At 39.9% G+C, this 13,115-nt stretch carries 14 protein-coding genes; 9 read left to right on the top strand and 5 right to left on the bottom strand.

Translation table 11 applies throughout. The features are described from left to right. The coding region (gene argS / locus RI557_RS04695; protein WP_310682473.1) for an arginine--tRNA ligase at window positions 1–1,061 on the bottom strand (1,061 nt) is incomplete at its 3' end. Beyond that, entirely contained in the window at window positions 1,061–2,014 is a 954-nt protein-coding gene (locus RI557_RS04690) for an arginase (RefSeq protein WP_310668222.1), read from the bottom strand. The genes RI557_RS04690 and argS, both read right to left, overlap by 1 nt. A 114-nt stretch (window positions 2,015–2,128) precedes the next feature. Here RI557_RS04690 and RI557_RS04685 point away from each other — a divergent pair, with 114 nt between their 5' ends. Continuing rightward, window positions 2,129–3,739: a hypothetical protein gene (locus RI557_RS04685; RefSeq protein ID WP_310682471.1), complete on the top strand. Its 1,611-nt coding sequence runs from the start codon at window positions 2,129–2,131 to the stop codon at window positions 3,737–3,739. Beyond that, entirely contained in the window at window positions 3,736–4,980 is a 1,245-nt protein-coding gene (locus RI557_RS04680) for a DUF5723 family protein (RefSeq protein WP_310668224.1), read from the top strand. Before RI557_RS04685 ends, RI557_RS04680 begins: the two co-directional genes overlap by 4 nt. Window positions 4,981–5,062: 82 nt before the next feature. Here the strand turns inward: RI557_RS04680 and trxA are convergent, their stop codons facing one another. Beyond that, on the bottom strand, window positions 5,063–5,431 hold the full coding sequence (gene trxA, locus RI557_RS04675; protein WP_310682469.1) for a thioredoxin: 369 nt from the start codon (window positions 5,429–5,431) through the stop codon (window positions 5,063–5,065). 116 nt (window positions 5,432–5,547) lie between these two features. Here trxA and RI557_RS04670 point away from each other — a divergent pair, with 116 nt between their 5' ends. The 7 genes from RI557_RS04670 to RI557_RS04640 all read left to right on the top strand — a co-directional run bounded on the left by RI557_RS04670 (window position 5,548) and on the right by RI557_RS04640 (window position 10,772). Next, entirely contained in the window at window positions 5,548–5,976 is a 429-nt protein-coding gene (locus tag RI557_RS04670; protein ID WP_310682467.1) for a hotdog fold thioesterase, read from the top strand. Between the two features lie 71 nt (window positions 5,977–6,047). Continuing rightward, window positions 6,048–6,716, top strand: coding sequence for a metal-dependent transcriptional regulator (locus RI557_RS04665; protein ID WP_310668227.1), 669 nt, complete (start codon window positions 6,048–6,050; stop codon window positions 6,714–6,716). Further along, window positions 6,716–7,165, top strand: coding sequence for an SsrA-binding protein SmpB (gene smpB / locus RI557_RS04660; RefSeq protein WP_310668228.1), 450 nt, complete (start codon window positions 6,716–6,718; stop codon window positions 7,163–7,165). The genes RI557_RS04665 and smpB overlap by 1 nt, the downstream gene beginning before the upstream one ends. Window positions 7,166–7,326: 161 nt before the next feature. Continuing rightward, a complete protein-coding gene (locus tag RI557_RS04655) occupies window positions 7,327–8,520 on the top strand; it encodes a GAF domain-containing sensor histidine kinase (RefSeq protein ID WP_310682460.1) in 1,194 nt (397 codons plus the stop codon). 3 nt (window positions 8,521–8,523) lie between these two features. Continuing rightward, on the top strand, window positions 8,524–8,958 hold the full coding sequence (locus RI557_RS04650) for a PaaI family thioesterase (RefSeq protein ID WP_310682458.1): 435 nt from the start codon (window positions 8,524–8,526) through the stop codon (window positions 8,956–8,958). An 84-nt stretch (window positions 8,959–9,042) separates the two neighbouring features. Continuing rightward, window positions 9,043–10,254 carry a hypothetical protein gene (locus RI557_RS04645; protein ID WP_310668231.1) on the top strand — a complete coding sequence of 404 codons (1,212 nt, stop codon included), beginning with the start codon at window positions 9,043–9,045 and terminating at the stop codon, window positions 10,252–10,254. Next, window positions 10,251–10,772 carry a hypothetical protein gene (locus RI557_RS04640; RefSeq protein ID WP_310682456.1) on the top strand — a complete coding sequence of 174 codons (522 nt, stop codon included), beginning with the start codon at window positions 10,251–10,253 and terminating at the stop codon, window positions 10,770–10,772. Before RI557_RS04645 ends, RI557_RS04640 begins: the two co-directional genes overlap by 4 nt. Before the next feature lie 2 nt (window positions 10,773–10,774). On the opposite strand, the gene RI557_RS04635 is transcribed toward RI557_RS04640, so the two are convergent. Continuing rightward, window positions 10,775–11,893, bottom strand: a complete 1,119-nt coding sequence (locus RI557_RS04635; RefSeq protein ID WP_310682454.1) for a gliding motility-associated C-terminal domain-containing protein — start codon at window positions 11,891–11,893, stop codon at window positions 10,775–10,777. Next, entirely contained in the window at window positions 11,877–12,434 is a 558-nt protein-coding gene (locus RI557_RS04630; RefSeq protein ID WP_310682452.1) for an RNA polymerase sigma factor, read from the bottom strand. The genes RI557_RS04635 and RI557_RS04630 overlap by 17 nt, the downstream gene beginning before the upstream one ends. Window positions 12,435–13,115 lie beyond the last annotated feature (681 nt).

The raw sequence follows: 13,115 nt of genomic DNA, 5'->3' as shown, positions 1-13,115 counted from the left end.
GTGTAAACCATTTGATGCATCCTGGGTAAATCCTCAGAACGCTGAATAGCCGTACCGATATCCTGCGTCATATAGACAGCAGTTCCATCAGCACGGAGTAATAGTTTTTCATCTAAACCCTCTCCAGTCAGATCCACCCAAATTGAGCCGTTGTCTTTTTCAAAGAAATTCCCCTCTTTGAGCCCTTTCTTCACAACATCTCTTCCCTTAAGGTAAGTTTCTGATTCATAGTACAGCTTATCAAAATCAACTCCCATGGTGTTGTAGGTAACATCAAAACCCTGGTAAACCCAGTTGTTCATCCTCTCCCACAAGGCTACAGTTTCTTCATCGCCCTGCTCCCACTTTGAAAGCGTTTCACGGGCTTGCTTCATAATGGGAGCCTGTTCTTTTGCGTCATCTTCAGTAACTCCCTGAGAAACAAGTTCTTTAATTTCCTCTTTATAAACCTGATCAAACTTCACGTAGTAGTCGCCCACAAAGTGATCGCCCTTTTGGCCGGCTTCTTCAGGGGTCTGACCATTACCGTATTCCTTCCACGCAACCATGCTCTTGCAAATATGAATTCCGCGGTCATTGATGATTTGTGTATTGACAACATCATGTCCGTTTGCTTTGAGTATCTTGCTCACGGAATAGCCAAGAAAAATATTACGCAAGTGCCCCAGGTGAAGCGGTTTGTTTGTGTTAGGAGAAGCAAACTCAACCAAAACGGTTCTGCCCGAGTTTTCTTTGAGTCCGAAACGCTCATTCTCGATAGCGCTTTTAAGCGTATTCCTCCAGAAGTTTTCACTGAGCGACAGATTCAAAAAACCTTTGATCACATTGTAATCTTTGATTTCCTCAATATTGTCCCGAAGGTAATCACCGAGCTTTTGCGCAGTATCCTCAGGCTTTGAACGCGTAATGCGCAAGAAGGGAAAAACATTGAGTGTAAAATCACCCTCAAATTCTTTTCTGGTCTTTTGAATTTGAATTTGTTTTTCATCAGGTTTTGATCCGTAGAGTTCTTCAAAACCCTTTACCAACGTGGTGTGTAGTTGATCGAGAAGCGCTTGCATTATAAGTTATTTTCGATTGCTGGTGTTAATTCTTCTAGAACATCAAAAGCTGTTTCGGCCATTTTATTTTGTTTTTCATCGAGTGTTGGGTTCACTTCAACCATTTCAAAACAACCTACTTTTCCAGTTTCGATGAACTTTTTCATGATGTGAGTTACTTCTTTGTCGTCAAATCCTTTGCTGACTGGCGTACCTGTTCCTTTTGAAATGAGATCACAATCCATGCTATCTACATCGAAAGTTATGTAGATTATATCACAATGACGCAATTTTTCGATGGCTTCATCAACACAGGTATCCAATCCTCTGTAGCGAACTTCCTCAACTCTGTAGTTAGGAATGTTGTGCTTTTTCATGATAAAGTCTTCGGGTTCTTCAGTATCGCGAACACCAAAGAAAACGAGATCCTCTGGATTGAACTTGGGGCAAATTCCACCCACATTTTTCAATTGTTCCCAGTACTTCTTTGTTTCTTCATCGATGTCATTGATCTTGCGCTCTTCATTGTCGTGACCCAGCGCTGTTGCGAGTGGCATCCCGTGTACATTACCTGATGGTGAGGAATAAGGTGAGTGAAGGTCTCCGTGAGCATCAACCCAAACTACACCAACACGCTTATCAGGATGAGCCATTTTGAGTCCGGCTATTGAAGCACCTGCGGTAGAGTGGTCTCCACTCAAAACAACCGGAAATTCACCTCCGTCAATTGTTGCTTTTACAGCATCGGCTGTGGTTTCATATATCCTGGCAATATGCTCAATGTTTTTGGCATAAGGCGTATTGGTACCATTGACTAGTTCATCATTCAGATCCGGAAGCACCTTCATTGGGTGTTTTTTGAAGTAATCACTTCGCTTGTTCAGTGATGCGATTTTCACTGCTGCTGTTCCGAGGCTGGCTCCACGAGTTCCGGCACCCAGCTCTGAATTCATGTTGAGTATTTTTATAGCCATATATCGAGATTTTTTGAGGCCGCAAAGGTAACGTTTTTGGGAATTGAGCCCGGTACATTTAGAGTTTTCACTCAACACCGGGCAATACACTAACAAAATGATTACTTTAGCGACATGCTGAGAATTAGCTTGTATGTTGCAATTATTCTTTTGGCTCTGACCAATTGCAGACGTGAACTAGATGCTCCGTCCTGGGACGTGGATGGCTATGTGCCACTTGCTTCAGCTAATTTACGCATTCAGGATGCTATTGCTGATTCGCTAAAAGAAATAGGATCTGACCAGGAAATAACACTGGTTTACAAGAGTAACTTATTCGAATACAAAATCGATTCGCTCATCAAAATCCCTGATACTTCGAGAACTGAGAGCTTCAGCATCCCTATTGGGCAAGTGAATTTATCGCCCGGTCAGGTTTTTATGGCTGACACTATTGAAAACAACTTAAATGCTGATAATGCTCAGCTTAGATTTGCAGTTGTGAGAGAAGGAATCATCGAACTCGAGTTACAATCGACAATGAATACGCCCACTATTTTCACTTATGATATTCCAAATGCTACAAAAAATGGAGTTCCTTTTTCATTCATTGATACGCTGAGTGCCGGAACTCAACAAAACCCCACTACTGAAACGAGAAGACTCGATATATCAGATTATACGATTGATTTAACAGGTAAAGACAACAATACAACGAACACGTTTTACGGTGTTTACGAGATAAGGACGGCTCCTTTTGGCAACCCGATTACGATCACGCCTGCTGATTTTGCATCACTGACATCAACATTTACGGGCATTCTGCCGGAATATGCAAAAGGCTATTTTGGCAACCGCACATTTGAAATTGATGAAACTACAGAAACTGATATTTTCAAAAACTTTAAGAGTGGCTTGCTTAGTCCGGCCGAAGGAAGACTCAACCTTCGCATAAAAAATGAAGCCGGAGTTGATTTTGGAGTAGATCTAAAAACAGTTGCAGGAGCTAACACCAACACAGGACAATCTGTCAATCTCGATCACTTTGTAACACAAAATAATGTAAAACTGAGTCGCTCACTTGAGAGCGGGAGTGGCTATCCACCAATTAGACCGAGCAATTACAATGCAGTTATTAATGAACAAAACAGTAATCTGCCCGAGTTCATAGGTGTACTGCCAAAAGAGTTTAAGCTTGTTGGTGAAGTAGAGCTCAATCCGCTTGGAAATATTTCGAGCGGCAATGACTTCGCGTATTTTGGAACCGGATTTGAAATGAACATCGATGCTGAAATCCCGCTCAGGTTTAATGCTCAGAACCTCATTTTTCAGGATACTACTGAGTTTTCGATCGACAGCGATTCGAAAGAAGACACAAAACGGATAAATGGCGGATATTTACTGGTTCATTGCTTCAACCTCTACCCTATTGAAGGTGAACTACAGGGATATTTCATGGATTCTACCAACACGATTGTGGACTCATTATTTACAGAGGATTTGGGTTATTTGTCTGGTGGAATTATCAATAACGATCAGAACCGCGTTACCAACAGAAGTGAAAGTACAATCCGCGTGCCGCTAACGCCACAAAAAATCGACAACTTGTATGAAGCTTCTAAAATTTGGTTCAACGCGAAGCTGAACACGACAAACCAGCCAGACTCACTTACCTTTTACGACAACTACGACCTCAACATCAAGCTTGTAGGCGACTTCAACTATCAACTCGAAGCTGATTTATGAGAATTTGGATCATAGCAATTTCAGTATTGTGGAGTGTTTGTACCGTAGCGCAAACCCGTTATTTTGATGCTGCTCCTCAGCTAGATGACAATAAACTTGCAATTGAGTTCAACACTGAATTATACGCTTCATCAAACGCTATCTCAAACCAGTTTTTATACGGATTTATTTCGGGTGGTAAAATTTCATCTTCAACCCAGGAAATGATGTTGAAAAACACAAGCCATAAAAACAGGTTAGGACTTGATTTTAATACCGGTTTTTCTGTTCATTTAAAACCTGATAATCAAAATAAAATCACTTATCACTTTGGTGTTCATGACAGGCAACACGCAAATGCATCATTCAGCGGAAACGCTTTTAAGTTATTGATTGATGGAAACAAACAATTTGCAGGAGAGGAAATCGATATGAGCGATTTTTCTTTTTCAATGCTTCGTTATCAACAAATAAGAGCCGGTATTTCCTGGAAATACAAACCTGGTAAATCATTTCACCTCTCAGCATCATTCCTCAATGGTGAGCAGTACCAATCTGCTCAAATGGATTACCTTACTCTATACAGCTCAGCTTACGGAGATGAAATCAGGTTTAATGGAGGAGGCGCAATCTACCAGACTGACCCTGAAAACAAGGGTTTTGCCAAATCAAATGGCTATGGAGCATCCATCGACATACAGCACGACTGGGAATTAGCGCTCGGTCAGAGCCAAAACGGCCGGCTGAGTGTGGCTCTGAACGACATAGGTTTCATAGCTTTTGATGGAAATTCTCGTAAACAAGAAATCGACACGCTATACAGCTTTAAAGGAACGCAACTGGGAAATGTAATTTTACCCTTTGATACCAGCTACACTTTTATCGGTCCTGATTCAGTCGCTGATGATATTTTGCAGAAAAAAGACACAACCGGTTACAATGTAATGTTGCCCGGCTGGTTCAGAGTTAATTTGTATCAGCAATTTGAACGTTTTGATGTAAAAGCCGGATTTCAGGCCAGATTTAACGCAAGCCAAAAACCTTACTTCTACGTAGAATCAAAGTATTTTTTGAATGAAAAATGGAAATTGGGTGGAATCCTTGGTGCCGGAGGTTACAGCAACTTTAACATAGGAACAAGTGTGGAATACTCAACTGATAAAATCACCTTGCAAGCTTTGAGCCAACACCTTGAGAGTGTCGTGGTTCCTTCCAGGCTGGGAGGTTTGAATTTGCAGATTAGAGCAATTGTCAAAATCTAAAAAGGGAGCACTCAACCAAACACATAAACCACTAATCCACTAACCTAATCAAATCAAAATTTGAGCGCCCCCTCTAATCTTTTTAAGCTTTTTCTTTAACTAAGAGCTCTTTTTCGATGACTTCTACAAGAGTCTCTTTTGGTAATGCTCCTGCCTGCATCATCGGCTGACCTTCCATCGGAACGAAGAGAATACTCGGGATTGAGCGGATTCCGAAAATTGAAGCCAGCTCCTGCTCTACTTCAGTATCAACTTTGTAGATGTCAACTTTTCCCTTGTAATCTTCTGATAATTCTTCAAAAATTGGTGCTACTGCTTTACACGGCCCGCACCAGTCTGCATAAAAATCTATAACAGCAGGTCTTTCACCGTTGTATTCCCATTCCTGCGTTTTTGTATAATCGAAAAACTTTTCTTTAAAACCTTCTTTTGTCAATTTGCTAGTAGCCATAAATATCTCGTTTAAATTTGTGTACAAAAGTAGTTTGGGATAAACATTTGTACAGTAACCCAAATCACATATAAAAAATCATATATAATTTTACGTCAATAAAACACATAAGTTCCATGAGCATTTGGTTTAAAAACAACATAAACCTCGAAGACTTAAAAGGTATCGAGTCAAACACTATACACGAGTTAATAGGCATTGAAGTAACTGAGTTGACAGATAACAGTATTTCAGGTAAAATGCCCATAGATCACCGCACAAAACAGCCGGCCGGCATTCTACACGGTGGAGCATCAGTCGTTTTAGCCGAGGGATTGGGTAGCATTGCCAGCAATCTCATTATCGATCAGAGCCGGTTTTACGCTGTTGGGCAAAACGTGAATGCGTCACACATCAGGCCCGGAGTAAAAGGCTTTGCAAATGGAACAGCTACTCCTATTCATATTGGTAGAAGAAGTCATTTGTGGGAGATTAAAATTACCAATGATGAGGGAAAACTCATTTGCATTAGCCGACTTACAATGGCTATTTTACCGAAGGAGTGATTTTGAGTATTTGACCGTTTTGCTTTTTAGGTTCTGACCATAACGTATATTTGCGTAAATACACCGAGTTCATGAAGCTTTCATACGCTGAAGAAAATTATTTAAAAGCTATTTACCGCTTGAATAGACAAAGTGAGAGTGGCACCAGTACGAACGAAATTTCACACTACGTGGAAACCAAAGCCTCCTCAGTTACTGATATGCTAAAGCGGCTGGCCAAAAAAGAAATGGTCAACTACAAACCTTACCAACCAATAACGATTACTGAAGCAGGTCGTTTAATGGCGATTAAGACCATTCGAAAACACCGGCTTTGGGAAGTATTCCTGGTTGAAAAACTGAACTTCAAATGGGATGAAGTACACGAAATAGCTGAAGAATTAGAACATATTCACTCTGATAAACTCATCAACAGACTGGATGACTTTTTGAACAAACCCACTCATGATCCGCACGGTGACCCAATCCCGGATGCAAATGGAAACATCGAACACCACAAAGACATCACCATTGCCGATTTAGTTGAAGGACAAGTCGGGATGATCATCGGGTTAAAGGATACAAGCTCTGAGTTTTTGCAGTTTTTGGATAACAGCCAACTCACTTTGGGTAAATCCATTAAAGTTGAAGAGGTAACCGGTTATGACGGGAGTGTCACCATTACGATTAATATGACGACCAGAAAAACCATCTCTCACCAGGTTGCTAAAAACCTTTACATCAAAAAGTTAACACGTTAATGAAAAAGATCAATATCCAAAATAAAAAGGCGAAGTTCGAATATGAGTTTGTCGAAAAATTCACTGCCGGGTTGAAACTGCTGGGCACTGAAATAAAATCGATTCGTGAAGGAAAAGCCAGTATTAAAGAAGGATATTGCACATTTGAGAATGATGAGCTCTTCATCTACAACATGCACATCACTGAATATGAAAATGCGAGTTTTAGCAACCACGAGCCAACACGCAAGAGAAAACTTCTCCTCAACAGACGGGAACTCGACAAGATGAAGAAAAAGGTGAATGAAAAAGGTTTCACCATTGTTCCTACTCGTTTATTCATTAGCGATAAAGGTTTTGCAAAGCTCAATATTGCGTTAGCTAAAGGGAAAAAGATTTACGATAAACGCGAATCCATCAAACGAAAAGACGACAAACGTAAAATCGACAGGGCTCTGAAAAACATATAGACCCTTATTTTGTTTCGTTTATTTATTATCGCCAAAATTTAATTTCATAAATAGTGATATTTATATTCGTCAACCTATATTGCTAATCATTTGGACAGGTACAGTTTTTTGAGTAATTTCAACCTGTTAATAACCAAACTTTACCGCGAGAAATAAACATAATGACAAAAGACCAAGACGAAAATGATCATAGAAGAGCTGAAGAATTAAAAAAATACTCAATCCTCGATACACTTCCTGAAGAAGACTACGATAACATAACCAGAATTGCTTCTCAAATTTGCAACACCAAAATTTCACTCATAAGTCTATTAGATGAAAACAGGCAGTGGTTCAAGTCTCATCATGGAACAGATCTTAAAGAAACTCCCATTGAACATTCTTTTTGCCATCACGCAATTGAAGATAAAGATGAAATGTACATTGTTACCGATGCCAGAGTTGATGAAGAGTTTAAAAAAAACCCTTTAGTCAAAGGTGAAACTAACATTGTATTTTATGCAGGTGTACCGCTCACATCAGAGAAAGGAATCCCGCTTGGCACCCTTTGTGTCATCGATGAAAAACCTAAAAAACTCAGCGATAGTCAGATCTCAACACTCAAGGCTTTGGCTAAACAGGTGATCAACCTGCTAAAGTTGAGGAAAAACCAGGTAGAATTAGAAAATTCAATGCGTTCTTTAAAATCTAAAAATGAAGAACTCGAAAGGTTTGCTTACATCGCTGCTCACGATATAAAATCACCACTCAACAATATTTTCTCGCTTTCATCAATGATTGCTTCTTCAAAAGGAAATTCAATGGATGATGATACTTTAGAAATGGTTCATTACATTGAAGATTCTTCACAAAAACTAATCGATCTTGTTAACGGTTTACTGGAATACAGCAAAGCCGATAACTACTTGAAAACAGAAAGGGAAGAATTACCTGTTTCACAGTTTAAAAATGATATTTTGAACTTTTATTTAGATGATGATAAGTCTAAAATAAAATTCAACTCTAACCCAGATGTCCTTTTCACAAACAAAATTGCACTACAGCAAATCCTACTCAACTTGATAGGTAATTCTATCAAGTATAACGATAAGGAGACAACAAAAATCGTTATCAACATCACTGAAAATCCTGGTGAGTACCTTTTTGAAGTAAGTGATAATGGACCGGGCATACCGGAAAGCCACCAGAAAAAAATCTTTAATATTTTCCACCGTGTCAATGACACCAATGATGATTCAGGAAACGGCATTGGTTTAGCTACCGTTAAAAAACTCGTTACCTCACTTGGTGGTTCTATTGAAGTGCACTCTAAAGAAGGGGAAGGAGCAACTTTCAAGTTTTACATTTCAAAATAGCCTATGAAGCAGGATCATCTAAAAAAACTTGAAAACCTTTACTATGCTGCCCCTATCAATGAAGCGTTAAATCCAACAATTTCAATCTCTGAAAAACGCACAACTATTGAGCAGTTTATCGGTCAGAGCCAATGTCACGCTGGCAATTTTGCCCATGGCTCAGTCATTTTCAAATTGCTCGATGATGCGGCTTATTTCGCTGCAGCCACATCTCAAACTGAATTTTTTCTCGTTACAGCATCTTATGACATAAAATTCAAAAATCCGGCTCCTGTTGGTCGTTATAAAGCAATTGGAGAACTGATTGATTCATCCGGGAGAATGCTAACAGCTGAATCAAAAGTCATCGATGAAAATGAGCAGGTCATCGCTAAAGGAAAAGGGCTTTTTATCCCCACAAAGCAACCGCTTTCAGATTTAGCAGGGTATTCCTCATAGTACTGTTAAAAACATTTTTCAATCTGCCTGATTTCACTAACCGAATACAATACTTTTCAACTGTATTCTCAACACACTGTGATAATGAAAAAAATAGCACTCGTTTTGGCAGGAGCATTTTTGGCTCTGACCGTTACTGCTCAGCGAATGACCGATGAAGAATTCAGCGAAACTTTTAAAAAAGGTATTCTTCATTTGAGTAACAACAAGCTGCAATTAGCTGAAGAAAATTTTAAAACGCTCCATCAGGAAGATGAAGACAATAAGAATGTGACATATCTTTTGGGACAGGCTTATGCCAGGCAGGGGGAGCAATTACCAAAAGCTATAGAGCTGTTAAAATCTTCAATTAAAGCTTACTCACCCAATTACAAAAAAACTGATCCCACCGAAAAACGAGTATCAGAATACGCCTATTACTATTTATTGATGGCTTATAGCAAAAATGGCGATTGCGACAAAACCCTCGATGCTCTCAACCAATTTTACACGGTTTATAGCTACGAAAACGAATGGTATTTGGTTGATGCGCAGGAACTCTTCAGGAATTGCAAACCAAAAGAACCTGAGGCTGAGCCTGAAGAGCAAATCGTACAGGAAGAAAAGCCGGTCAAAAAAGACGAACCAAAGCCGTATAAATATCCTGAGCAAAAACACATCATAGGAACCAAAAATGTTCAATACACTTACAAGGGAACCGAGTGGGGAATTCAGGTAGCTGCTGTTCTCGATCCTGTTTACACGTATGAATTCCCGGGTTTGAGAAACATTGAAGTGTACATGGACAACAACGGTGTTTACCGCTATATCATCGGGCACTTTATGTTTAAGTCGCAAGCTGAGCGACTCCTGAAACTCATACAGAAAAAAGGATACAACGATGCTTTTCTCGTAAACGTGAAAGACAAGCAAAAATTCAGTGAGCAGGTTATCACGATCGATCAGGACAACGTAAATAAAAAGATTGTGGGAAAGATCGATTTCAGAGTGCAAATTGGAGCATTTAGAGGAGATACTATCCCCGACCACCTGATGGAAATCTACCTCAAACTTGACAGTATTTCAGAAACGCAGGTCAACGACTTAACGATCATGACCGTTGGGTCATTTGACACTTACGAAGAGGCCTCTTTCTACAAGGAACTCGTACAGGATTTAGGTGTAAAAGACGCTTTTGTTGCTGCGTTTAATTACAACCGAAAAGTTGATTTACGACACGCCATCATGCACATCAAAGAACAACAAAAAGCTATTGAAACCCGCAAGAAAAAAGAAAGTGAAACAACCAGCCCATGATACGAACAATTATTCTAGCATTGACAATTCTCCCGCTAACAGTATTCGCACAACAATTCCCTAATATTCAAACGGAAAACCTCAACGGTAAAAAGGTGATGTTACCCTCAGATCTGCCTGAGAAAAGTACGGTACTTGGAATCGCCTTTTCACAAAAAGCGCAGGAAGACATGGCTACGTGGATTGAACCTGTTTACAAGCAATTCATCGACAAATCTGGACTGGGAGCTATGATCTATGATGTAAACTCCAGGATGCTGGTGGCTTTTACAGGAGCTAAAAGAGCAGCTTCTCGCAAAGCTGAAAAGATGATTAAAAAGGCAACTGAAAACGATTTTTATCCTTATGTGCTCCTACATAAAGGAAGTTTCAGAGATTTTAAAGACGCTATTGATATAAAAGATAAGGATGAGTTTTACATCCTCATCCTCGATCCAAATGGTAAAGTCATTTTTAAAACTACAGGCCGATATACCGAAAACAAATTCGATAAAATCAGCCTCATAATTGAAGAATAGACTTAACGTCTCAATTCAATAAAGCCTTTAGGAGCGTAGAGTTTTCCATCTTCACCACGAGCTGTGATCTGATAGTAATAAATGCCCTCAGGACAAACATTACCGCTGTTTTCAGTTCCTTTCCACCTCAACTCAGGCGAGTTCGATTCAAAAACCACTGAACCGGCTTTACTGAGAATCACGATATTAAACTCCTGAATATTCTCCGTTTTCACCACAAATTCATCATTAATGTTATCTCCGTTTGGTGTGATGAAATTACCAACTTCAATGGATGAAGCCGGAACATCTTTGACCTCTTTTTCAGGCTGCTTTACATTTACCTTAATCTTATCCATGAACACTTTTCCATTGGCGTCTTCTCCCAAAAGCGTTACCGTGTAACTTCCCGGCTCATCATAGGTGTAATCAGCTTCAGTATTTTCAACCGGATCTGATCCATCACCAAAATCCCAGCGTGCACGCTTCAACGACTCTGAAGAACTCAACGAAACGGTGAGCGGTGCAGCACCACTGAGCGGACTCGCACTTATTTTTGATTTAAATGCTTCTTTGATCGTTTCTTTTTCAGCCTCACTTTTACCGATGTTAGCTACTTTGTCTGAAGCTGATGGTGAAACATTTTGCTCGCTTCCAGTTTCATTTGAACTACTACCGGTATTCGAATCACTGCTTTGGTCAGATCCCTGGGCAGAATCACTGTTTTTTACCTGATCAGCAGACTCGCTATTGCCTGAAGTGGTTTTGTTTTGCGTTGCTTTTTCTTTTTGGTCAGATCCATCCTGAGTCGATACCGGCTCATTCTCAAATTCAAAATTTTTAGATTTTCCAACGTTTGTTTCACTTTGGTCAATCATCTCTTCATTTTGTGCAACCGGCTGGCTATTTACTGATTCCGGATCTGACTGTGAAGAGAAATAAAATGCGGCCCCGGCAACTCCAACAACTGCAACTCCGGCAGCAATCCAGCCACCCACATTTCCCAGTCCTGCTGAAGAACCACCGGCTGTTCCGGCATTCATCTTTGATTGAACTCCCTGCCAAACCGAATCATCGACCGGCATTTCGTGTTTTTCAAACTTTTCCTTGAAAAAATCTGCTATGTTATCCTGTTTTTTCACGATCTAAATAGCTATGTTCTAGTTTCTTAATTGCTTCCTGTAACTGTAATTTTGCTTTCCTGTACTGCGATTTGGAGGTGTTTTCTGAAATCCCCATTTCATCGGCTATCTCCCTGTGAGCATAGCCTTCAATCGCATACATGTTAAATACTGTGCGATATCCATCCGGCAATTCCTGGATTAAATTGAGCAAATCCTGATGTGCCAAATGACTCGTCACTTTTTCATTAATCGGTTCGAGATAGCTGACGTTATCAAGGTCAACATTCGCCTCAAACTTCTTGTTCTTGCGCAAATGATCAAGACACGTATTCACTACTGTGCGCTTCATCCATCCTTCAAATGAACCGGTACTTTCATAACTGCTCATCTTTTGGAATATCTTGACAAAACCTTCCTGCAAAACGTCTTTAGCTTCGTCAGTATCTTTTACATACCGGCAGCAAATAGACATAAAAAGACCACCATAGCGATCAAACAACTCTTTTTGAGCTGCGCTATTACCCTTTTTACAGCGCTTTACAAGGTTTTCAAGATCCATTTGCTAATTCCTTTTCAATAGATGGAAGTTCAACGAAAATAGTTGCCCGATGTGGAAAAGTATCCCTTTCAATCAAATTTGTAAAGTTATCTGAAAGGTCGTGAAGAATTACTTTTTATAGCATTAATCATTTAAACGGTTGCAATGGTTTTAAAGTTTTGAATTGAAATTAAGCCATCCTTAGACGATAACACAGTAAATCTACTTTACAGGACGGAAAAAAATCGCCTCTGAGGAGGCTTGATTTATTCGCAACCGATTCATTTATTTATGTGCTCATGAGCTCGCCATTCGGCTCGGTTTTTTTATCTTTTTTATCAAGAAAAAAGATTGCTGATTTAAGCTAATCAAGAATTTAGTTTTGTCCTTTTGCCTTGATGCAAAAGGACGGAAAGATCAAGGCTCACGGAAACTTTGCTCGAATTTCTAGCAGTCAATCGTCCCGCAGCAAGTGCGTGGATGTAAGAGTCACTAAGTAGCTGATTTTTCAGCTACTAAGTTTTTCTAACACTATTTTTACTGAACTCGCAAACGCCTTTTGCGTGTTTTTCTTTTGAAAAACCCGAAGGCTGAGCTCAGGCACAGCAAAAATGTACGCTCACTCTGCTGAAATTACTACGCGTCAGTTCCCGAGGCCGTAAAAGCTCGTAAAATCATATCGGGAGTAAGCTGGATTCCGTT

The organism is Salibacter sp. (assembly GCF_031581065.1).
In the GTDB taxonomy this organism is placed as follows: domain Bacteria; phylum Bacteroidota; class Bacteroidia; order Flavobacteriales_G; family Salibacteraceae; genus Salibacter.
This window is presented reverse-complemented; position numbering and strand designations above follow the sequence as displayed.